This window comes from Nannocystis pusilla, from assembly GCF_020073745.1.
Classification (GTDB): Bacteria; Myxococcota_A; Polyangia; order Nannocystales; family Nannocystaceae; genus Nannocystis; species Nannocystis radixulma.
The window spans coordinates 1-21052 of record NZ_JAIRAU010000022.1 but is presented as its reverse complement, the minus strand read 5'-3'; the positions used below and the strand labels follow the sequence as shown (position 1 = coordinate 21052).

20 protein-coding genes are annotated in these 21052 nt (G+C 70.4%); 11 read left to right on the top strand and 9 right to left on the bottom strand.

Annotated features, from left to right (window positions below; all coding sequences use genetic code 11):
• Nucleotides 1-314: 314 nt before the first annotated feature.
• The 3 genes from K7C98_RS16925 (at nucleotide 315) to K7C98_RS16915 (ending at nucleotide 3341) form a co-directional block, all read left to right on the top strand.
• Nucleotides 315-1109 (top strand): hypothetical protein, encoded by a 795-nt coding sequence (locus K7C98_RS16925; protein WP_224192717.1) that lies wholly within the window; start codon nucleotides 315-317, stop codon nucleotides 1107-1109.
• Between the two features lie 3 nt (nucleotides 1110-1112).
• Nucleotides 1113-1616: a cytochrome c-type biogenesis protein gene (locus K7C98_RS16920; RefSeq protein WP_224192716.1), complete on the top strand. Its 504-nt coding sequence runs from the start codon at nucleotides 1113-1115 to the stop codon at nucleotides 1614-1616.
• A gap of 81 nt (nucleotides 1617-1697) precedes the next feature.
• On the top strand, nucleotides 1698-3341 hold the full coding sequence (locus tag K7C98_RS16915) for an FHA domain-containing protein (protein WP_224192715.1): 1644 nt from the start codon (nucleotides 1698-1700) through the stop codon (nucleotides 3339-3341).
• A 250-nt stretch (nucleotides 3342-3591) separates the two neighbouring features.
• Here the strand turns inward: K7C98_RS16915 and K7C98_RS16910 are convergent, their stop codons facing one another.
• The 4 genes from K7C98_RS16910 to K7C98_RS16895 form a co-directional block, all read right to left on the bottom strand.
• Nucleotides 3592-4149, bottom strand: a complete 558-nt coding sequence (locus K7C98_RS16910) for a TerB family tellurite resistance protein (protein ID WP_224192714.1) — start codon at nucleotides 4147-4149, stop codon at nucleotides 3592-3594.
• 129 nt (nucleotides 4150-4278) lie between these two features.
• The gene (locus tag K7C98_RS16905) at nucleotides 4279-5412 is read right to left on the bottom strand and encodes a choice-of-anchor L domain-containing protein (RefSeq protein WP_224192713.1); all 1134 of its coding nucleotides are present in this window, start codon (nucleotides 5410-5412) and stop codon (nucleotides 4279-4281) included.
• Between the two features lie 381 nt (nucleotides 5413-5793).
• The gene (locus K7C98_RS16900; RefSeq protein WP_224192712.1) at nucleotides 5794-7104 is read right to left on the bottom strand and encodes a sigma 54-interacting transcriptional regulator; all 1311 of its coding nucleotides are present in this window, start codon (nucleotides 7102-7104) and stop codon (nucleotides 5794-5796) included.
• A gap of 62 nt (nucleotides 7105-7166) precedes the next feature.
• Nucleotides 7167-7391 carry a hypothetical protein gene (locus K7C98_RS16895; protein WP_224192711.1) on the bottom strand — a complete coding sequence of 75 codons (225 nt, stop codon included), beginning with the start codon at nucleotides 7389-7391 and terminating at the stop codon, nucleotides 7167-7169.
• A 192-nt stretch (nucleotides 7392-7583) separates the two neighbouring features.
• Here K7C98_RS16895 and K7C98_RS16890 point away from each other — a divergent pair, with 192 nt between their 5' ends.
• Nucleotides 7584-8156 (top strand): hypothetical protein, encoded by a 573-nt coding sequence (locus tag K7C98_RS16890; RefSeq protein ID WP_224192710.1) that lies wholly within the window; start codon nucleotides 7584-7586, stop codon nucleotides 8154-8156.
• A gap of 78 nt (nucleotides 8157-8234) precedes the next feature.
• On the opposite strand, the gene K7C98_RS16885 is transcribed toward K7C98_RS16890, so the two are convergent.
• From K7C98_RS16885 to K7C98_RS44845, 4 genes are all read right to left on the bottom strand, one after another.
• A complete protein-coding gene (locus K7C98_RS16885; protein ID WP_224192709.1) occupies nucleotides 8235-8981 on the bottom strand; it encodes a succinate dehydrogenase/fumarate reductase iron-sulfur subunit in 747 nt (248 codons plus the stop codon).
• A 13-nt stretch (nucleotides 8982-8994) separates the two neighbouring features.
• Nucleotides 8995-10908, bottom strand: coding sequence for a fumarate reductase/succinate dehydrogenase flavoprotein subunit (locus K7C98_RS16880; protein ID WP_224192708.1), 1914 nt, complete (start codon nucleotides 10906-10908; stop codon nucleotides 8995-8997).
• Between the two features lie 24 nt (nucleotides 10909-10932).
• Nucleotides 10933-11706, bottom strand: coding sequence for a succinate dehydrogenase cytochrome b subunit (locus tag K7C98_RS16875; protein ID WP_224192707.1), 774 nt, complete (start codon nucleotides 11704-11706; stop codon nucleotides 10933-10935).
• A 259-nt stretch (nucleotides 11707-11965) separates the two neighbouring features.
• The gene (locus tag K7C98_RS44845; RefSeq protein ID WP_224192706.1) at nucleotides 11966-13000 is read right to left on the bottom strand and encodes an FHA domain-containing protein; all 1035 of its coding nucleotides are present in this window, start codon (nucleotides 12998-13000) and stop codon (nucleotides 11966-11968) included.
• A gap of 503 nt (nucleotides 13001-13503) precedes the next feature.
• Here K7C98_RS44845 and K7C98_RS16865 point away from each other — a divergent pair.
• The 7 genes from K7C98_RS16865 to atpC all read left to right on the top strand — a co-directional run bounded on the left by K7C98_RS16865 (nucleotide 13504) and on the right by atpC (nucleotide 19935).
• Nucleotides 13504-13965: an ATP synthase F0 subunit B gene (locus tag K7C98_RS16865; protein WP_224192705.1), complete on the top strand. Its 462-nt coding sequence runs from the start codon at nucleotides 13504-13506 to the stop codon at nucleotides 13963-13965.
• Nucleotides 13962-14666: an ATP synthase F0 subunit B gene (locus K7C98_RS16860; protein ID WP_224192704.1), complete on the top strand. Its 705-nt coding sequence runs from the start codon at nucleotides 13962-13964 to the stop codon at nucleotides 14664-14666. The genes K7C98_RS16865 and K7C98_RS16860 overlap by 4 nt, the downstream gene beginning before the upstream one ends.
• Before the next feature lie 37 nt (nucleotides 14667-14703).
• Complete coding sequence (gene atpH, locus K7C98_RS16855) at nucleotides 14704-15255, top strand: ATP synthase F1 subunit delta (RefSeq protein ID WP_224192703.1); 552 nt, start codon at nucleotides 14704-14706, stop codon at nucleotides 15253-15255.
• Nucleotides 15256-15336: 81 nt separating this feature from the next.
• Nucleotides 15337-16878: a F0F1 ATP synthase subunit alpha gene (gene atpA / locus K7C98_RS16850; protein ID WP_224192702.1), complete on the top strand. Its 1542-nt coding sequence runs from the start codon at nucleotides 15337-15339 to the stop codon at nucleotides 16876-16878.
• Nucleotide 16879: 1 nt separating this feature from the next.
• Nucleotides 16880-17794: an ATP synthase F1 subunit gamma gene (atpG, locus tag K7C98_RS16845; protein WP_224192701.1), complete on the top strand. Its 915-nt coding sequence runs from the start codon at nucleotides 16880-16882 to the stop codon at nucleotides 17792-17794.
• Nucleotides 17795-17869: 75 nt separating this feature from the next.
• Nucleotides 17870-19498 carry a F0F1 ATP synthase subunit beta gene (gene atpD / locus K7C98_RS16840; protein WP_224192700.1) on the top strand — a complete coding sequence of 543 codons (1629 nt, stop codon included), beginning with the start codon at nucleotides 17870-17872 and terminating at the stop codon, nucleotides 19496-19498.
• A gap of 17 nt (nucleotides 19499-19515) precedes the next feature.
• Nucleotides 19516-19935, top strand: coding sequence for an ATP synthase F1 subunit epsilon (gene atpC / locus K7C98_RS16835; protein ID WP_224192699.1), 420 nt, complete (start codon nucleotides 19516-19518; stop codon nucleotides 19933-19935).
• Between the two features lie 442 nt (nucleotides 19936-20377).
• Here the strand turns inward: atpC and K7C98_RS16830 are convergent.
• On the bottom strand, nucleotides 20378-21052 hold a 675-nt coding region (locus K7C98_RS16830; RefSeq protein WP_276572673.1), incomplete at its 5' end, for a hypothetical protein.

The window sequence follows — 21052 nt, the reverse complement described above, 5'->3', positions numbered from 1 at the left end:
CCGAGCAGACGGCGACCCCGGCACGAGGTCGGAGGAGATCCGGCGCGCAGCGGGTCCCGTCGCGCCTGCCGGTCCGGTGGCGCAAGCCTCCTCACGGGACCGCTGCCGGTCCTGCCCGGAGCGGGCCGCGGCGCCCGAGAGGCCGACGCGAGGGCGCGCGGTCGAGTCGACAGGCTCACGGCCGGCTTACGCACGGCAGCGACAAGCGGGGTCGCGCGGCCGCTCCCCCCGCTGGCCGCGCTGGCCGCCGGCGCCACGCTTTACACGGGCGCGGGCAGCCGGCTAAAGTGGCGAGCGAGCTCAGGATCTTCGATATGTCCGCACTGCGATCTTCCCTCGGTGTCCTCGCCAGCGTGCTCGTCCCCCTGTCGCTGATGTGCTCCGGCTGCGGGGGCGACGGCAAGACCCTGGCCGAGAAGCTGGCCGAAGACCCGGAGAAGAAGATGCTCGAGGACGCCGGCTACGTGAAAAAGGAGATCAAGCGGCCGCCCGCAGGTCTCCCGCCGCCGACCGACGAGGAGTTCAAGGCCTGGGACCGCAAGGACCCCGAGGGCGAGAAGCACCTCCACAAGTTCGACAAGGCGAACTTGAAGAAGATGCTCAACTACTTCGGCGAGCTCGAGTGCTTCCGCGAGGAGATGAAGAAAGAGGGCGCCAAGGGCGCAGGGGCGGAGCCGGGCAGCCCGACCGAAGAGCAGTGGTACCAGTTCAAGCAGAACTTCATCCCGATGGTGAACACGTGGCAGCAGCGCCTGTTCTCCAGCGAGCCGCGGATCCTCGAGAAGTCGAAGCTCATCGGCCACTTCCTCGAGGCGCACGAGCTGGTGATGCACGGCTACCCCGACGCGTTCAACAACAACGACCAGAACGCCGTCGCCCAGGCCGACGCCCACTGGCTCATCATCGAGAACAAGATCACCAAGTACCTGAAGAACATCACCGACGAGCCGCTGCCGAAGCCGGATCTCAACGATCCGAAGCAGAAGGAAGCCCACGACAAGTTCTGCGTGGCCGCCCTCAACCCGCCCAAGAACACCGGCAAGGCCAAGGTGAAGCACGTCGGCGGCGGCGGGCGCGGGACCAAGAAGCTGAACATGGGCGAGGATTGAGCCATGGCTGCCGCCCCCGGCGCGCCCGCTGACGCGGTAGCGAGCGTCCGCCCCGAGGCCGAGGCCGAGGCGCTGATGCTCGAGCTCAGCCACGACCTCATGTCGCCCTACTGCCCGGGGCGTACGATCGCGACCTGCCCGTCGCCGCAGGCGCGCAAGCTCGAGGCGCAGATCCTCGCGCAAGCCCGCGAAGGACAGTCGCGCGAGGACATCGAGGGCACGCTGGTGGCGCGCTTCCCGGACATCCGCGGCTACATCGGCCGCCCGGAGCTCGTGTGGGGCACGGCGATCGGAGCGCTGGTGGCGTTGGTCCTGCTGTTCTACGCGGGCCGTCGCTGGGTGCGGGGCACGCAGCGCCCGGAGGCGGCGGCGGCGGCGTCGCCGGATGCGGCCGCCCTGGCGCGGCCGGCAGCGGCCCGTCCTGGCGCCGCGGACGGCCCAGGCGGGCCTTCGCAGCGCGAAATCGATGCTCTCGACGACGCGCTCGACCGCGTCGACGAGTTCTAGCACGCCGGTCCCCGCTCGCGGGAGGCGACTGTCCCGGGTGCAGGTCTTGAGCGGGCCGAAGCTCCGCGGTAAGAGCGGTCTGTGCTGACGGTAGTAGTCCACGAAAAGGGCGGCCAGACCCAGCGATTCGCGTTCGCCGGCGAGGAGTTCTCGATCGGCCGCGAGGACGACAACGACCTCGTGCTCGACCGCGTCAACGTGTCGAAGCACCACCTCTGCTTCCGCAAGATCGACGGCCGGATCGAGGTGGTCGACCTCGAGAGCACCAACGGCACCTACCTCAACGGCCGCAAGGTCCAGAGCCCGCGGACGGTCCGTCGCACCGACCGCGTCTACGTCGGCGACTACATCCTGATGCTCGACGGCGAAGACACGGCCCTGGTGCCGACGCCCGCCGACGACAAGCGCCGGCGCGAGGGCGTCGACGACACGGGGCTGGTGACGTCGGCCCAGCGCGTGGCCGCGGCCGGGGTGGAGAGCACCTACCTCGACGGCCTGGCGGCGCAGATCCACCAGACGCTGCTGAAGGCGGTGCCGCGCATCGATCCGATGACGTCGGGCGAGGTCGGCGAGGAGGAGCGCAAGGAGGTCATCGAGCTGGTCGACGGGATCCTGGCCGACTTCCGCGACTCGCAGCAGATCGAGGCGACGGTCGACGTCGGCCCGTTCCGCGAGCGGATCCTGCGCGAGATCCTCGAGTGGGGCCCGCTCGGCGATCTGATGCGCGACGACTCGGTGCGCGAGATCCAGGTCGTCGGCACCGCGCCGATCCACATCGTCCGCGACGACGGCAACGGCGAGCGGCTCGAGCTCCGCTTCACCGGCGAGCGCGCGCTGCTGATGGCGATGCAGCGCATGTGCAAAAAACGCGGGCTGTGGGTCGAGGGCGCCCACATCATCGAGGGCATCGTCGATCACGGCTTCTACCTCTACGCGCTGCTGCCCCCGCACCCGGCGCGGCAGTACGTGATCAGCCTCCGGCGCATGCGCACCGACGCCAACAACCTGACGGCGCTGGTCCAGGAGGGGGTGCTGAGCGCCGACATGCGCGAGTTCCTGGTCGCGGCCCTGAAGTCGTGCCGGCGCGTGCTGGTGTGCGCCTCGGGCGGCGTGAACCTCGACCGCTTCATGCGCGCGCTGGTCGGCGAGATCCCGGAGTCGTTGCGCGTGGCCTGCATCTCCGACTCGGGCCGGCTCGGCAGCTCGCGCAAGGGCTGGATCCCGGTGCGCCGCCTGACCGAGACGAACGACAAGCTCGAGCTCGGACCTGTCCTCGGGGTCCTGCTCCGCGGCGGGCTCGACCTCCTGATCTCGCAGCAGTGCAGCCACCAGGACGCGGCCGGGGTGATCGACGCGCTGGCGGGGGCGAGCCGCGGCGCGGTGGTGTCGCTGTGGGGCATCAACACCGCCCACGCGCTGTCGCGCCTGGCTGCCCTCGGCACCGCCTCGGGCGGGGCGGTCCAGGGCCTCACGCTGTCGCTGGCGCACGCGATCGACGTGGTCATCCGCCTCAACAGCGGGGTCAACCTCGAGTCGATGCAGGTCATCGAGATCATCGAGCCCGACACCCGCGCCGACAGCAGCATCGAATACCGCCAGCTGTTCGTCACCTCCAAGGGCGAAGACGGCGCGACCGAGTTCAAGGACACGCCGGCGCTGCAGCTGGTGCTGCGCAAGATGATCAACCAGGGCGGCGAGGTGCCGCCGCGGCTCCTGCGCGGCTGAGCCGCGCGCGTCCCGGCCGACCTTGCCTGAAGGGCATGCTCGGAAGGGCATGTCCAGGAGGGCATGTCCGTGCGGACATGCTCCCGAGGACTCGCCTGTCGCCGCAGGCGGAGCCTCGGCCTCCGCTGGCGGCGCGAATGGGCGCGGACGACGAGACATGTCTCTTCAGACATGTCTCTTCGGGCGCGTCGTGCGAGACCCGCGGGCGGCTCGGGCGAGCTGCGCCGCGGGTCGCGGTGAGGGCAGGGGCTCAGCCGAGCTGCTTGTTGAACTCGGCGACGGCGGCGCCGCCGAGTTGGCCGGCGATCTTCTCGATGAGCGCGCGCTCCTCGTCGGAGACGGTGCCCATGTTGAGGAAGCCGCCGCTGGCGCCGGCGACCTGGACGCAGAGGTCGACGATGTTGGCCGCGCGGGCGCCTCCGACGGCCTCCTTGAGGAGGAGGAGGCTCTGGTCGAGGAAGGCCTGCGAGGGGCGCTCCTCGAGCAGGCTCTCGATGGTGCGGAAGGCCTCGGTGCCGGGCTGGATCCCGCGGCCGCGGAGGACGTCGAGGATGGCGCTCCGCTCCTTGCGGCTGACCGAGCCGTCGGCCCACGCGACGTGGACGAGCGGCAGGAGGTCGAACACCTTGAGCTTCTCGGCGGTGAAGCCGAGCGCGGCGATCCGCTCGGAGAGCGATTGCTTGTCGGCCTCGGCGTCGTCGCGGAGCTCGCCGGCGGCCTTGTCGAGCTGTTCGCGGAGCTGTTCGCGGAGCTCCCGTTCGCGCTGCTGGAAGTACGCGTCTTCGTTGTCGCTGGGCGTGACGGACATTGCGCCTGGGACGCTACCAGGGGCCCGTGGCTTGTCAATGGCCGTCCGGCCGGCCCGGCCGCGCGCGAGGCGGCGCGCGGCTGAGTCGGCCGGACGGCGGCGGATCTCGGCGGGCGACGCGGACGCCGATCAACCCGGAGGCATGGTGCTGGGCTTGCCGGTCGGCTCGCAGCCCCACTGAAAGTTGTCGAGGAACACGTAGCTGTCGAGGATCGAGTCGCTGATGTCCATGATGGCGAACACGACGGTGATCGACTCGCCGGGGGTCACGCCCGCGGTGGTCTGCAGCCAGTTCGTGCCGGCGTGCTGCCGCATGCAGGTGTTCTGGAACTGCGGGATCGGGTTCTGACCGCTCGGGTCGTCCTTGAACTCGAGGAAGCCGGCGTTGAGCGAGATCGGGTTGCCCTGCTGGTCGAACGAGATGTTGCCGGTCCACTTCTCCGACTCGAGCCAGCCGATGTACATGTCGTTGAAGGCCGACTGGTAGTAGTCGGGGTACTCGACCGAGAAGAACGCGAAGTCGTAGCTGAACGAGGTGACGTCCGGCGGCACCTGCATGACGAAGCGCAGCTCGGTGTAGTCGTTGGCGCCGTAGCTCTGGAACTGGTCCTGGATCGTGTTGGAGCAGTCGCCGGTGCCGAGCAGCGCGGGGTTGGTGGTGCAGTCGCCGCCGACGTCGTTGCGGCGCAGCGGCGCCGGCAGGTTGTTGCCGACGTCGTAGGCGCCGAGGTCGTCGTTGCAGTGCGTGGGCTCGAGGTTCCAGTCGCCGACCGGGGTCTGGTTGTTGAGCTCGGCCACGGAGCCGCTGCCGATGACCGCGTACGAGGCACCTTCACGCGGATTGAAGGTGCCGCCCTGACCGAACACGTAGCGGACGCCGATGGCCGACGGGGCGCCCGACTTGCTGGCCTGGACCTGCAGCTCGCCGGGACAGTTGAGGCCCATGGCGAGGAAGGGATCCTGGGTGCCGTTGTCGCACGGGGTGTGCGGGGGGATGCTGCACATGCAACCGGGGTCGTTCGGGCTGTCGCACGGCTCGACGCCGGTGTCGGCCTGGCCGCCGTCGGGCGAGGCCTCGAGGTCGAACTTGACGCCGTCGGAACCGCCCTGGTTGGTGGTCGTCACGGGCTCGCTCGTGAACCCGTCGGTCGCGCCGTCGGTCTCGGTCGAGTCGCTGGTCCCGGCGCTGCCGTCGCTGGCGTCGCCGCTGCCCGAGGGCAACGGGAGAGTGAGGATCCCCGAGCCAGGGGACGTGGCCGTCACTTCTCCTTCATCCTTGCTTGCGCAGGCGGAGAGACCACCAATCCCGGTGAGACCCGCAAGAACAACGTAGAGGCACGATTTCCGCATGACGCCACCATCACCCGGTCGGCTGTGCACAGGAATAAAAATTCCGGGACCGAAAGGCTGCCCCGCCGGACCGTGTTCGGGCGCCGGCTGCCGCCCCCAGGCGCCAGAATGCGCCAAAGCGCTGTTTGGCGGGTATTCAATCCAACGCCGTGAAACCAGGGCCGACGACGTCTGTGTTCGGGTGATGCTCCTCACGACATGTGGGATGATCCGATCACAGTCCGCGCACCCACGGGAGCGCCGCGGCGGCTCGCGGCGTGATGCTCTCGAGGACATGTCGCTAGAGACAGAAGGTCAGGCGGCCTCCGGCTTGAGCCAGGCGCACAGCGTCGAGCGCGGGACGTCGAGGCGCGCGGCGGCCTTGCGGATCGATCCCGCCTCGCGGACGACCAGCTCGAGCAGGCTGCGGTGCATGGCCGCGTAGGTGCCGCGCGGGACGGCCAGCGCGTCGGTCGGGCCGGCCGTACTCGCCGGGGCCGAGGGGCCGGCGGGGAACAGCTCGCGGGGACCGAGCGGGCCGTCGTGGACGGCGGCGGCCCGCAGCAGGGCGTTGCGGAGCTCGCGGATGTTGCCGGGGAAGCGGCGGCCGCGGGCGGCGCGGAGGGCCTCGTCGGTGAGCTGGACCGGACGGCCGAACTCGGCGGCGAGCTCGGCGGCGAAGTGCGAAAGGAGCTCGGGGATGTCGTCGGGGCGCTCGCCGAGGCCGGGCACGTCGACCGCGAGGACGCTGAGGCGGTGGTAGAGGTCGCAGCGGAAGCGGCCCTCGGCGACCAGGCGCTCGATCGGCTGGTGGGTGGCCGAGACGACGCGGACGTCGATCGCCTGCTCCTGCTCGCCGCCGACCGGGACGACGCGGCGGGTCTCGAGGACGCGCAGCAGCTTGGCCTGGAGGGGGAACGGGAGTTCGGCGATCTCGTCGAGGAAGAGGGTGCCGCGGTGGGCGCGGACGAACGCGCCGACGTGGGCCCGCGCCGCGCCGGTGAAGGCGCCGCGCACGTGGCCGAACAGCTCGCTCTCGAACAGGCCCTCGGGGATGGCGCCGCAGTTGACGGCGACGAACGGGCCACCGGCGCGCGGACCCTCGCCGTGGAGCGCGCGTGCGGCCAGCTCCTTGCCGGTGCCGGTCTCGCCGCGCAGGAGCACGGCCTGGCCGAGGCCGGCGAACTTGCGCAGCCGCGCCAGCATGTCTTGAAAGACAGGCGAGCTGCCGATCATGCCCGACGGATTGACGCGCTCGCGCGGGCGCGGCGAGGCGTCGCGCGCGACCACGGTGGCCCGAAACCCGCCGAGCCCGAGGCGCACGCCGGGCGTCAACCAGGCGCGCTGGACCCGGACGCCGTCGACGTAGGTGCCGTTGGTCGAGCCGAGGTCCTCGACCATGATGCCGTGGCCGTCGCCGCCGATCCGCGCGTGGCGAGCGGAGACCGTGGGATCGTCGATGCGAAGGTCGGCCGAGCGAGCGCTGCCGACGAGGATCAGGCGCGCGGGGTCGAGGACGACGGGGCCGCTCGCGCGGTCGAGGTCGAGGGCGAGGGCGAGACCGCGGGCCGGATCGGGGTGGCGCGGGTGGAGGTGGAGGGTGATGGCTTCGGAGGACGCGTGCACACCCGAAGGTCGATGCGAGCGCGCCTGGTTTTGCAGGCGCGGCGAAAAATTCTTTCGTCGGATCAAGGGGCGGGGGTCGCGCGGCGCGGGCGCAGGCGGAGCATCGCCTCGCGTGCGTCGTCGGGAGTCTTGCACCACACGGCGCAGTGACCGGCGCGCGTCGACTCGACGCCGCGCTCGCAGTCGGTCACGCCGGCGCGGACGATGTACTCGCCGAGGTGGACGAGGAAGTGACGCGCGGTGCCCTCGGCGTCCGGACCGTAGTAGTCCCAGTAGAAGATCGTCACGCGCGAGAGTGTGACGAAGACGCGCGCGCGCGACAATCCGTGCCCAGCCGAGGTCGGTTTGACGGGCCTGGAGGCTGCGCGTAGCCTGCCTTCGTGCGGACGAACTGGCTTAGACATGGGGTGGTCGCGGGCGCGGTCGCGATGACGGCGGCGCTGGCGGCGTGCGGAGACAGCGGCGGAGCCACGAGCTCGGTGTCGAACTCGAACGGCGACAGCGACGGCGCGAGCCAGGGCTCGGATGCGACGAGCGAGGGATCGATGTCGGACTCGATGTCGGAGACCGAGCCGACCGAGGGGGGCATGAGCGCCTCGGGCTCGGGCACCACCGACATGAGCGGCAGCATGAGCAACAGCGAGACGATGGGCGGCGGCTCGGGCAACGAGACCGAGGGCATGTCCTCGGGGACAGGTCAGGAGAGCCAGGGCGGCTCGGGCGGGTCGACGGCGACGAGCACCGGCGAGGTGCCCGGGACGACGGGGGAGCCGGTCGACTGCGAGGCGCAGCTGACCAAGGAGGACTGCCTCGCGCTCGACTGCATGCCGATCGAGGGCCAGGCGTTCGAGTTCGACGGAGCCATCTGGTGCCTGCACGACGCCAAGTCGTTCCTCGGCTGCCTGCCGCAGATGGGGTGCGACGACGCGATCACCACCGTCTGCAAGGGGCAGAACAACATCTACCAGCTGCCGAGCGGCTGCTTCCCCGAGAGCTACGAGACCTGCGAGCCGCCGCCGGATCCGGGCATGGACGGCTACCCGAGCTGTTGACGCGCCGACGCGGCCGGCGGGGACAACCCGACGGCCGCGTTCAGCGGAGGGGCGGCGCTGGGTCGCGCCTCCGCAGCATCACTCGCCCGTGACGTGGGCGCGCATGTACTCGCGGTTGAGCAGCTCGATCGCGTCGAAGCTGATCTCCTTGGGGCAGGCCTCGGAGCACTCGCGGTGGTTGGTGCAGGCGCCGAAGCCCTCGCGGTCCATCTGCTCGACCATGCGGAGCACGCGGCCGCGGCGCTCGACCTGGCCCTGCGGGAGCTTGACGAGGTGGCCGACCTTGGCGCCGGTGAACAGCATGGCCGAGGCGTTGGGGCAGGCGGCCACGCAGGCGCCGCAGCCGATGCAGGCGGCGTAGTCCATGGCCTCGTCGGCGTCCTTCTTGCCGATCGGGGTGGCGTTGGCGTCGACGGTGACTCCGGTGTTGACGGAGACGAAGCCGCCGGCGGCGACGACGCGGTCGAGCGAGGCGCGGTCGACCACCAGATCCTTGATGACGGGGAACGCCTTGGCGCGCCACGGCTCGATCGTGATGGTGTCGCCGTCCTTGTAGGTGCGCATGTGCAGCTGGCACGCGGTGGTGCCCTTGCGCGGGCCGTGCGGGCGGCCGTCGATGACCATCGAGCACGAGCCGCAGATGCCCTCGCGGCAGTCGTGATCGAAGGCGACCGGATCCTGGCCTTCCTTCGTCAGCTTGGCGTTGAGCACGTCGAGCATCTCGAGGAACGACATGTGCTCGTTCACACCCTCGAGCTTGTAGGTCTGCATCGACCCGGGCGTGTTGGCGCTCCGCTGGCGCCAGATCTGCAGGGTGAGGGTCATCGTCTTCGACATATCAGGCGTAGCTCCGGGTCGCGAGCTTGACGTTCTTGAACTCGAGCGGCTCCTTGTGCAGACGCGGGGCGCTGCCCTCGCCGGTGTACTCCCACACGGCCGCGTAGGAGTAGTTGGCGTCGTCGCGCAGCGCCTCGCCGTCAGGGGTCTGGTACTCCTCGCGGAAGTGGCCGCCGCACGACTCGTTGCGCTCGAGCGCGTCGAGGCACATGAGCTCGCCGAACTCGAGGAAGTCGGCGACGCGGCCGGCCTTCTCGAGCCAGGGGTTCAGCTCCTCGTTGTTGCCGGGCACGGCGACGTCGGACCAGAAGCGGGCGCGGATCTCGGGGATCCGCTGGAGCGCGGTCTTGAGGCCCTCGGCGGTGCGGCCCATGCCGCAGTAGTCCCACATGACGAGTCCGAGCTCGCGGTGGAACTCGTCGACGGTGGTGCGGCCCTTGATGCCGAGCAGGCGGGTGGTCTGCGCGCGCACGCCGGCGAGGCAGCGCTGGACCTCGGGGTGCTCGACGCCGATCTTCGGCAGCTTGGCCTGGGCGAGGTAGTTGCCGATCGTGTAGGGGATGATGAAGTAGCCGTCGGCCAGGCCCTGCATGAGCGCGCTGGCGCCGAGGCGGTTGGCGCCGTGGTCGGAGAAGTTTGCCTCGCCGAGCACGTGCAGGCCGGGGATCGTGCTCATGAGGTTGTAGTCGACCCACAGACCGCCCATCGTGTAGTGGACGGCGGGGAAGATCCGCATCGGCGTCTTGTAGGGATCTTCGCCGGTGATCCGCTCGTACATCTCGAACAGGTTGCCGTAGCGATCGGCGACGACGTTCTGGCCGAGGCGGCGGACGGCGTCGCCGAAGTCGAGGTAGACGGCCATCTTGCTCGGGCCGACGCCGCGGCCCTCGTCACACACGGCCTTGGCGGCGCGCGAGGCGACGTCGCGCGGGACGAGGTTGCCGAAGCTGGGGTAGCGGCGCTCGAGGTAGTAGTCGCGCTCTTCCTCGGGGATCTGCTCGGGGCGGCGCGCGTCGCCCTTCTGCTTGGGCACCCACACGCGGCCGTCGTTGCGCAGCGACTCGGACATCAGGGTGAGCTTCGACTGGTAGTCGCCGCTGACCGGGATGCAGGTCGGGTGGATCTGCGTGAAGCAGGGGTTGCCGAACCCGGCGCCGCGCTTGTAGGCGCGGAAGGTGGCGGTGACGTTGCTGCCCTTGGCGTTGGTCGACAGGTAGAAGACGTTGCCGTAGCCGCCGGTGGCCAGCACGACGGCGTCGCCGACCCACCCGCGCGTCTCGCCGGTGACGAGGTTGCGGGTGATGATGCCGCGGGCCACGCCGTCGATGACGACGAGGTCGAGCATCTCGTGGCGCGGGTACATCTTGACCTTGCCGGCGCCGATCTGGCGCTCGAGCGCCTGGTAGGCGCCGAGGAGCAGCTGCTGGCCGGTCTGGCCGCGGGCGTAGAAGGTGCGCGAGACCTGGGCCCCGCCGAACGAGCGGTTGGACAGCAGGCCGCCGTACTCGCGGGCGAACGGGACGCCCTGGGCGACGCACTGGTCGATGATGTTGACGCTGATCTGCGCGAGCCGATAGACGTTGGCCTCGCGCGCGCGGAAGTCTCCGCCCTTCACCGTGTCGTAGAAGAGGCGGTAGATGCTGTCGCCGTCGTTCTGGTAGTTCTTGGCGGCGTTGATGCCGCCCTGCGCGGCGATGCTGTGGGCCCGGCGCGGGCTGTCCTGGAAGCAGAAGCAGTCGACGTTGTAGCCGAGCTCGGCCAGGCTGGCCGCCGCCGAGGCGCCCGCGAGGCCGGTGCCGACCACGAGGATGTTGTACTTGCGCTTGTTGGCGGGGTTCACCAGCTTCATCTCGAAGCGGTGGCGGTCCCACTTGCCCTCGATCGGGCCGTCCGGGATTTTGGCGTTGAGATCCATGGCGGTGGCGGTGGGCGAGGGCGTTTAGAGGTGGACGAGGCCGGCCTGGACGGCGATCGGGAAGGAGATGTTGCCGAGCACGACGACGGCGGCGATGGCCCGACCGATGGTGATGTTGCGCTGGCGCGCGTCGAGCCCCTTGGACAGGCCGAGCGTGTGCAGCATGCTGGCGACGGCGTGGCTGAGGTGCATGGCCAGCAGCAGCTGGGCCACCAGGTAAGTGCCGGCGATGAGGGGGTTCGTGAAGCCGCGCACGAACATGCTGTAGACGTCGTGGCGGACCATCTCCGGCGGCAGCTTGGCCAGCAGCTGCTCGTTGTCGTTGCGCACCCACGTCTGCGTGGCGACGTCGAGGACCTCGTGGAGGTTGAAGTCGGCCGGGTTGGTGGCGCCGATCGTGAAGTGCAGCAGGTGGTAGACGATGAACGCCAGGACCACGAGGCCGCTCAACAGCATGAAGCGCGCGGCGGGGGTGGTGACGCGGTAGCGCCGCGGCACGGCGTAGGCCTGCGGGCGCGCCTCGTTGTTGATCTTCTTCAGGCGCAGCGCGGCGAGGACGTGCAGCACGAGGCTGACGAGCAGGACGGCGCGCACGCCCCACAGCAGCGCAGGCGTGCCCTTGAGGGTCTGCGCGTAGTGGTTCATGGTGTCGGGCCCGAGATAGATCTGCAGGTTGCCGAGCATGTGCACGACGAGGAACCCGACCAGGATCACGCCGGTGACGGCCATGACGATCTTGGCGCCAATCGTGGATTGGGCGAGGGTGCTCAGGCGTCCGGGCCGCTTCGCGTCTGTCATGAGAGTGTCCGGTTGAAGCCCAGGGCACCGGCGCGGAACCGCGAGATCGCGGAGGAAGGCCGTTCGCCGGTCCTGGACGCAAGGGGCAGATAGCACAGTCGCACGGCGTTGGCTTTGTCAAAGCGCGGTCCGCGGTCGTGTGCATGCGCAAGCGCCAGCGCACCGCGCGGACGGCCTGGACGGCGCGCGACGAGGGCGCAGGCGACCGGCGGGACAGCCCGTCGCGGCGCCGACGGCATGCGAGGCGGTGCGCCCGGCCTCAGTGGACGCGGATGCGCTCGGCGGGGGTCCAGCTCAGCTCGAAGTGGCCGAGCATCACCGGCTCGTTGTGGCGGAGGCGGACGACGCTGTGCGAGGGACCCTCGGTCTCGTGGCCGGGGCGCACGCCGTTGGTGCTGGCGAGGTCGTAGACGAGGAGAGAGTTGGGGCCCTCCTCGGTGACGAGGGCGTGGACGCGGGACAGGTTGCGGCCCGAGCCGGCGAGCGAACATCGATCGCTGTAGCGGCCGATGAGGAGTCCGCGCTGCAGCTGCTCGCTGTCGACCTCGAGCTCCCGCGAGGCCTCGGCGCCGCGCTGTGACTTGGACTTGAGCGAGCGCAGGCGGAGGATGCCGCGCGGCTGCGGCCTGGCCTCGACGTCGATCGGGCGATAGCCGCCGAGCTGGGCGACGCTGGGTTCGGCCATCGCCGAGATGGCGAGGCGGATCCCGCCGCCGTCGCGGTCGATGCCGGTGAGGCGCTGGAACGCCTGATCGGTGGTGCCCTCGAGCAGCGACAGCCCGGCGGGACCGCCGGGAAGCACGACCAGGCCGGTGCGTCCGAACGACAGCGCCACGTGACCGAGCGCCGAGAAGCCGGGCACCCGCTTGCCGTCGGCGAGGACGATGCCGGCGCGGCCGCCGAGATCGTAGCCCCGCAAACGAAGGGCACCTTGCCCGGGCCACGCGGTGAGCAGGATATGGCGCAGGCTGACGCGGGAGTCGTGCGGGATCGAGAGGGTACAGCGGTTGTGACGGCCGAATACGAGGGCGTAGGGTAGGCTCTCGGGGCGCCGGATGGCGCGCTGCCCGACCGGGAAGCCGAGCTCGTTGGTGACGACCACCAGGGTGTCACCGGTCGGTGTGCTACGGACCATCTCGGCGACCACGCCGCGAGCCCGCCCGAATACATCGATGAGGTCGATCGGCCGTGTGTCGCCCCGCAGATCGGCGTCGATATCGCGATCACTCTCGTCGTCGTCCGCGGCCAGGGGGCTCATCGCGCGGTCGTACGGGTCGGGCCGTTTGCTGCTCACGGACCAGCAGCGTAAGCGACGGTGGCCGCGAGCGCTATGCAAATTGTCGCCGCGGGCCGGGCTCCTGCTGGGCGGCTGCACGGGCCCTGGGGGCGGAAACAGCCGAGCGGGCGGAGCCCGCGACGGGTCCGAGGTGCGCCGGCTCCGACGCCCGTCGCCTTACAATTCTCACGTGCCGAGACGGTCTATACGCAAGAACCCGGGGGAGGCCGGCCCGACCTGTCCCGAGAGATGATCGAGACCCGCGTGGATGGCCCCAGAGCGGCACGCAGGGCCACAGGGCCTCGCGCTCGCATGTGAGCTCGCGTCCGTTGACGACCCCGATCTCGCGTGGTAGATGCCCGCCGCTTCTCGGATCTGCCAGCGCGCTCGCCAGAGCCGCCGGATTCCCTCGGGCCGAAGAACTTGCGGCCCGCCGGCGGCCCCGGTCGCGCCAGGCCGCCTTCGCATCCCCGGCCGGAGGCGGCTCCCGCACTTCGGCCCCGAAAAAGCTCCACGGCCCCATGCACGCACCTCTCATCGCCGCAGCAGCCGCTCCCGTCGTCGACATCGACGGCACGATCTTCATCCAGGCGGGCATCTTCCTCCTGTTGATGGCGATCCTCTATCCGCTGTTGTTCAAGCCGTGGCTGGCCACACAGGCCCGGCGCGAGCAGGCGATCACCGGCACGACCGCCGCGGCGACGGATCTCCGGGCCCGCGCCGACGAGGAGGGGCGTCGCTACGAGCACCGCCTCGCCGAGGCCCGCGCCCGGGCCGCCGGGATCCGCTCCGACGCGGTCAAGGGCAGCGAGGCCGAGCGCCAGCGCCAGCTCGCCGAGGCGCGCGCCGCCGCGACCGGCGAGTCCGAGGTGCTGCGCGAGCGACTGGCCCACGAGGCCGAGGCGGCGCGCACAACCCTGGCGACGCGGGTCGAGGATCTGGCCCAGGACATCGCCACCAAGCTGCTCGGGAGGACGGTGTGACCGTGCGTCGCGCGCTTCATCAGGTTCATGCCCTCACCAGCCTCGCCGTTGGTTCCTTCATCTGTCTGATCGGACAGGCGGCGTCGGCGTCGCCCGCCCACGGCGAGCCGGCCGGCCATGAGGCCGCCGAAGCCGCCGCCGGCGCCGTGCGGGCCGCCGAGCACGGGGGGCACCACGCCGGGATCACCTGGTTCAACTGGCCCAACGCCGAGGACCACCGCGTCGGCCTGGTCTACCTGCTCATCAACTTCCTGGTGCTGGCGTTCCTGCTGCACCGGCTCATCATCCGCAAGCTGGTCGCCGACAACGCGACGCGCCACGAGGCGATCAAGACCCAGGTCACGGCGGCGCAGCAGGCGATGTCCGAGGCCGAGTCGGTGCTGTCGGAATACAAGCGGCGGATCGACCGCCTCGACCAGGAGACGCGCGAGATCCTCGAGCAGGCCCGCGTCGGCGCCGAGGCCGACCGCCAGCGCCTGCTCACCGAGGCGCGCGCCGAGGTCGAGCGCTTCAAGACCCAGGCGATGGCCTCGGCCCAGCGCGAGGTCCAACTGCGCCGGCAAGAGGTCGAGACCGAGGTCCTCGACCGCGCGATCTCGCGAGCCGAGGAGATCCTGCGCGCCCGCTTCACCGACGCCGACCAGTCGCGTCTGGTCGACGACTACGCGGTCGAGGTCGTGAACGGCCGCCCGGCCGCCTGAGACCCGCTTCCCCGAAACCACTCCAGGACGAGCCCACATGATCCCCGGCAGCCTTGCCCGTCGTTACGCCCGCGCGCTCCTCCAGCTCGCGGACACGCCGATCCAGCGCGAGATCTTCGGCCGCGACATCGCCAGCTTCGTCCGCGCCGCGACCCTGCAGGAGCCGAACAAGCCGTCGCTGCTGACGGTGCTCGAGTCGGGCGCGTACCTCGTGCCCGAGCGCCGCGCGGTGCTGCAGCGGGTCATCGAGCGCATGTCGCTCGACGCGGTCGTCGGCAAGTTCCTGCTGTTCGTGTTCGAGCGCGGCCGGATCGCCGGCGTGCCGCAGATCGCCCGGCAGTACGCCGAGATGTCGGACGCGCTGTCCGGGCGCGTGCACGCCAAGCTGACCTCGGCGCGGCCGCTCCCGACCGACGCCGTCAACAAGATCAAGGCGGCGCTCGAGCGCGCCACCGGCAAGACCATCCTCCTCGAGTCCGCCGTCGACCCCGAGCTCATCGGCGGCGTCGTCACCCAGGTCGGCAGCGTCGTCTACGACGGCAGCCTGAAGACCCAGCTCGGCAACCTCCGCACCTCCCTCCGCGGCTAGCCTCCGGCTGTCCGCGTCTTTGTCACCCCATCGATCCCATCTTCAGGTCCAGCCCGTCCCGGCGGACCGCGCGAGCGCACCATGGATATCAGAGCCGACGAGATCAGCCGCATCATCAAGGAGCAGATCCAGGGCTACGAGACCAAGGTCTCCGTCGAGGAGACCGGCACCGTCCTGACGGTGGGCGACGGTATCGCCCGCGTGTACGGCCTCGACAACGCGATGGCCGGCGAGCTGCTCGAGTTCCCCCACGGCGTGAAGGGCATGATCCTGAACCTCGAGGAGGGCAACGTCGGCGTCGCGCTCCTCGGCAACGACCAGCTCATCAAAGAGGGCGACGTCGTCAAGCGCACCAAGACGATCATGAGCGTGCCGGTCGGCGAGGCGCTGATCGGTCGCGTGGTCAACGCCATCGGCGAGCCGATCGACGGCGGCGCGCCGCTCACCGGCGCCGAGATGAAGGTCGTCGAGGTCAAGGCGCCGGGCATCATCACCCGCAAGAGCGTGCACGAGCCGATGCAGACCGGCCTCAAGGCCATCGACTCGATGATCCCGATCGGCCGCGGCCAGCGCGAGCTCATCATCGGCGACCGCCAGACCGGCAAGACCGCGATCGCGATCGACACGATCATCAACCAGCGCGGTCAGAACATGATCTGCGTGTACGTGGCGATCGGTCAGAAGCAGTCGACGGTCGCCATGGTGGTCGACCGCCTGCGCCGCGAGGGCGCGATGGACTACACCATCGTCGTCGCCGCGACCGCGTCGGAGTCGGCGCCGCTGCAGTTCCTGGCGCCGTACACCGGCGTCACCATCGGCGAGTTCTTCCGCGACCGCGGCGGCCACGCCCTGCTGGTGTACGACGACCTGTCGAAGCAGGCCGTCGCGTACCGCCAGCTGTCGCTGCTGCTGCGCCGCCCGCCGGGCCGCGAGGCGTACCCGGGCGACGTGTTCTACCTGCACAGCCGCCTGCTCGAGCGCGCGTGCAAGCTGTCCGACGCCGAGGGCGCCGGCTCGCTGACGGCGCTGCCGATCATCGAGACCCAGGCCGGCGACGTGTCGGCGTACATCCCGACCAACGTCATCTCGATCACCGACGGCCAGATCTTCCTCGAGTCGAACCTCTTCTACCAGGGCATCCGTCCCGCGGTGAACGTCGGCATCTCGGTGTCACGCGTCGGTGGTGCGGCGCAGGTGGCGGCGATGCGGCGCTACGCCGGCCCGCTGCGCCTGTACCTGGCGCAGTACCGCGAGCTGGCCGCGTTCTCGCAGTTCGCGTCCGACCTCGACAAGGCGACCCGCGACACGCTGGCCCGCGGTCAGCGGCTCACCGAACTGCTCAAGCAGGACCAGTACCAGCCGCTGTCGGTCGCGCAGCAGGTCGTGTCGATCTTCGCCGGCACCCGCGGACACCTCGACGAGCTCGAGCTCGGCGAGGTCCGCGACTTCGAGCGCAAGCTGCACGCGTGGATGAAGGACCACCGCGCCGACGTGATCGAGCTGGCGACCACGGCCTCGAAGAAGCCCGAGCTGGCCGAGCTCGACACCAAGCTCGAGGCGGCGATCGTGGCCTTCAAGGCCGAGTACCTGAAGGATCCCGCGCGCAAGCAGGGGAAGGCATGACATGGCCAACCTGAAGGAGATCCGCAGCCGGATCACGACGGTCAAGAACACCCGCAAGATCACCTCGGCGATGAGCCGGATCGCCGCGGCGCGCCTGGTGAAGGCGCAGCAGGCGGCCATGGGCGCGCGGCCGTACGGCGAGCGGCTCGATCAGGTGGTCGGCTCGCTGGTCGCCAGCCTCGGCGGCGAGAGCGAGGGCGAGGAGGGCGCGGCGCACCCGCTGCTGCTCAAGCGCAGCGGCAACGGGCGCGTGGTGATCGTGCACATCACGGCCGATCGCGGCCTCGCTGGCGGCTTCAACGCCAACATCAACCGCGCCGTGGTGAACTTCATCCGCAAGGAGCGCGAGGCCGGCAACGACGTCGTGCTGCTGACGGTCGGCAAGAAGGGCCGCTCGTTCTTCCAGCACAGCAATCAGCGGATCGTCCGCCACCACGACGCGCCGACGCTCGCCGACCTCGTGGTCAAGGCCAAGGCGATCGCGTCCGAGGTGATGGCGATGTTCACCGGCGGCAAGGAGGGCGGGGACACCGACCTGCCGCAGGTCGACCGGGTGTACTTCGCCTACAACTACTTCAAGAACGTGCTGACGCAGCAGCCGCGGATCGAGCAGCTGCTGCCGTTCGAGTCGCGCGAGATCGTCAACGACGAGCGCGTGCTGCCGGTGCTCGAGCCCGGGCGCGACGCGCTGCTCGGGCACCTGCTGCCGATCGCGGTCGAGTCGCGGCTGCAGCAGGCGTTCTTCAACTCGATCGCCGGCGAGATCGCCGCCCGTCGCACCGCGATGGACTCGGCGTCCGACAACGCGACCCAGCTCATCCGCGAGCTGACGCTGTTCTACAACCGCGAGCGCCAGGCCGCGATCACCAAGGAACTCATGGAGATCATCGGCGGCGCCGAGGCCCTCAAGGGCTAGCCGGGCCGCACGGCCCCTGCGCCTCCTGAACTTCCGCCAGTCTTCTCGGCCCGCCGGGCCGCTTTCCGGAGCACCATGTCGAATCTGCCGCCTCCGCCGTCCAACCCGCCTGTCCCCAAGGCCAGCATCTTCAACACCCCCGCGTCCTTCCTCGGCGGCGCCAAGCCGGCGAGCGGCGCCGGTCCGCAGAGCGCGGCGCCGGGCGTCAACACCGGCAAGATCACGCAGGTCATCGGCCCGGTCGTCGACGTCGAGTTCACGGGCTCGCTGCCCGAGGTGAACACGGCGCTCAAGCTCACCAACCCGCGCATCAGCGACCGCGCGGACAACCTCACCCTCGAGGTCGCGCAGCACCTCGGTGAGCGCACGGTGCGGACGATCGCCATGGACACGACCGACGGTCTGGTCCGCGGCATGGAGGTCCGCGACACGGGCAAGCCGATCATGATGCCGGTCGGCAAGGCCGTGCTCGGCCGCATCATGAACGTCACCGGCGACCCGGTCGACGAGCAGGGCCCGATCGAGACGAGCGAGTTCCGCCCGATCCACCGCGCGGCCCCGCCGTTCACCGAGCAGAGCACCAAGGCCGAGGTCCTGGTCACCGGCATCAAGGTCATCGACCTGCTCGCGCCCTACCGCCGCGGCGGCAAGATCGGCCTGTTCGGCGGCGCCGGCGTCGGCAAGACGGTGCTCCTGATGGAGCTCATCAACAACGTCGGCAAGAAGTTCGGCGGCTACTCGGTGTTCGCCGGCGTCGGCGAGCGCACCCGCGAGGGCAACGACCTCTACTTCGAGATGATGGAGTCGAAGGTCATCGAGGCCGACTGGGACGAACACACCCGCAAGGTCCACAAGGTCGACAGCGACAGGAGCAAGGTCGCGCTGGTCTACGGGCAGATGAACGAGCCCCCGGGCGCGCGCGCCCGCGTGGCCCTCAGCGCGCTGGCCCAGGCGGAGTACTTCCGCGACGAGATGGGCCAGGACCTGATGCTCTTCATCGACAACATCTTCCGCTTCACGCAGGCGGGCTCCGAGGTGTCGGCGCTCCTCGGTCGTATCCCCAGCGCGGTCGGTTACCAGCCGACGCTGGCGACCGAGATGGGCGGCCTGCAGGAGCGCATCACGACGACCAGCAAGGGCTCGATCACCTCGGTGCAGGCGATCTACGTGCCCGCCGACGACCTCACCGACCCGGCCCCGGCGACCGCGTTCACCCACCTCGACGCGACCACGGTGCTCAGCCGCGCGCTCACCGAGATCGGCATCTACCCGGCCGTCGACCCGCTCGACTCCACCAGCACGATCCTCACCCCCGAGGTCGTCGGCCAGGAGCACTACGAGACCGCGCGCAAGGTCCAGCAGATCCTCCAGAAGTACAAGGAGCTGCAGGACATCATCAAGATCCTCGGCATGGACGAGCTCTCGGAAGAGGACAAGCTCACCGTCGCCCGCGCGCGCAAGATCCAGAAGTTCCTCAGCCAGCAGTTCGACGTCGCCAAGGTGTTCACCGGCAACGACGGCGTCCAGGTCGAGCTCTCCGACACGATCCGCAGCTTCCGCGAGATCGTCGAGGGCAAGCACGACAACCTGCCCGAGGACGCCTTCTACATGGTCGGCGGCATCAACGACGCGATCGCCAAGGCCAAGCGCCTGGCCGAGGAACAGGCCGCGAAGGCCGAGGCTGCGCGGAAGGCCGCCGGCTGAGCCGGGAGTCCACCGTCATGGCCGACACCACGATCAAGCTCGACATCCTCACGCCGCTGGGCCCCAAGCGCCACGGCGTGGTGGTCCCCGGGGTCGAAGTCCCCGGCCTCCTCGGCGAACTCGGGGTGTTGCCCGAGCACGTCCCGTTCATCACGCCGATCGTCCCCGGCGTGGTCCGCTTCCGCGACGGCGGCGACTCGGTCCGGATCGCCGTCGGCGCCGGGTTCCTCGAGGTGACCCGCGACAACCGCGTCGTCATCCTCGTCGAGCGCGCGCTCGAGGTGTCCGAGATCGACGCCAACAAGGCCCGCGACGAGCTCAAGCGCGTCCAGGCCGACCTGTCGCACGACCTCGGCTCGATCGACGCCGCCGAGCACCGCAAGCTGGTCACCGAGCAAGGTTGGCTCGAGGCCCAGATCCGCGCGACGGCTCCCTGAGCGGTGAGGACAGCCGACGAGACCGCGTGCGAGCGAAGGCTCGCCGCGGTCTTCGCCGTTTCGTGGGCCGCGCCGCGAGCGGCGAGCCAGCGACGAGACGGCGCGAGCGAGGCCGCCGCGGTCTTCGCCGTTTCCGTGGGCCGCGTGCCGCCGACGAGACAGCGGCGAGCGGTCGACGCGGCGCTGACGAGACAGGGGCGAGCGGCGGCGCGGAGGCGCAGTTCGCTACGTCGCTCGTCGGGAGGCGAGGGCGCGCTGCGCCTCGCTCCGCGGCCGCAGCTATCCTGACGAGGTTGGTCGGCAGGCGAGCTATGCTGACGAGGCCGGTCGGCAGGCGAGGGGTACCTCGACGACAGGCCCGATCGGACAGGCCTTTATATGCATGTCTGTCCGAACAGGCCCGAAAAGACAGGCCGGTTCGGACAGGTCCGTTCTGACAGGGCTACTGCAGCGGCGCGGCCGCGGCTTCCACCACCGGCGCAGGGGCCCGGCGCACGTTGCGGGCCGGGGCGACGCGCTCGGGCACGTCGACGAGCCCGCGCAGGAGCTCCTGGACGAGCGCCTCGTAGCGCAGGCCGGCGGCGCGGGCGACCCGGGCGACCACGCCGACGCGGCGCAGGTCGGGGCAGGGCTCGGCCTCGAGGACGACCTCGTTGTGGCGCGGGTGGACGAGGATGTCGACGCGGGCGACCCCGCGGACGAGGCCGAGCGCGCGGGTGGCGTGCTCGGCGAGGTTGCCGATGCCCTTGAGCTGGCTGCGGGTGAGGCCCGGGGGGCAGGTCATGGCGCGGATCTGCGCCAGATCGCCGGCCTCGCGCACGACCTCCATCGCGCCGAGGACCTTGCCGTGCAGCAGCACGACCTGGACTTCGCGGCCGAGGACGGCGCGCTCGAGCAGCATCTCCCCGGAGTCGGCGTCGGCGGTCTCCGTGGCGCGAGCGACCGAGTCGGCGTCGGCGAGCAGGCGCACGCCGGCCGCGTGGCTGCCGCGACGCGGCTTGAGGACGCAGGGCCAGCCGAGCAGGCCGATGGCGTGCCGGCTCGGCGGTTCGGCGCCGCCGAGGGCCACGGTCGTCGGCACGGGGAGGCTGTGATAGGCCAAGATCTGGCGCGCGCG

Coding starts and splice junctions, on each gene's coding strand:
- K7C98_RS16880 (WP_224192708.1), bottom strand. CDS start 10,908: ATGGATCTCAACGCCAAAATCCCGGACGGCCCGATCGAGGGCAAGTGG.
- atpA (WP_224192702.1), top strand. CDS start 15,337: ATGGATATCAGAGCCGACGAGATCAGCCGCATCATCAAGGAGCAGATC.
- atpD (WP_224192700.1), top strand. CDS start 17,870: ATGTCGAATCTGCCGCCTCCGCCGTCCAACCCGCCTGTCCCCAAGGCC.
- atpC (WP_224192699.1), top strand. CDS start 19,516: ATGGCCGACACCACGATCAAGCTCGACATCCTCACGCCGCTGGGCCCC.
- atpH (WP_224192703.1), top strand. CDS start 14,704: ATGATCCCCGGCAGCCTTGCCCGTCGTTACGCCCGCGCGCTCCTCCAG.
- K7C98_RS16885 (WP_224192709.1), bottom strand. CDS start 8,981: ATGACCCTCACCCTGCAGATCTGGCGCCAGCGGAGCGCCAACACGCCC.
- K7C98_RS16925 (WP_224192717.1), top strand. CDS start 315: ATGTCCGCACTGCGATCTTCCCTCGGTGTCCTCGCCAGCGTGCTCGTC.
- K7C98_RS16875 (WP_224192707.1), bottom strand. CDS start 11,706: ATGACAGACGCGAAGCGGCCCGGACGCCTGAGCACCCTCGCCCAATCC.
- K7C98_RS16865 (WP_224192705.1), top strand. CDS start 13,504: ATGCACGCACCTCTCATCGCCGCAGCAGCCGCTCCCGTCGTCGACATC.
- K7C98_RS16920 (WP_224192716.1), top strand. CDS start 1,113: ATGGCTGCCGCCCCCGGCGCGCCCGCTGACGCGGTAGCGAGCGTCCGC.
- atpG (WP_224192701.1), top strand. CDS start 16,880: ATGGCCAACCTGAAGGAGATCCGCAGCCGGATCACGACGGTCAAGAAC.
- K7C98_RS16910 (WP_224192714.1), bottom strand. CDS start 4,149: ATGTCCGTCACGCCCAGCGACAACGAAGACGCGTACTTCCAGCAGCGC.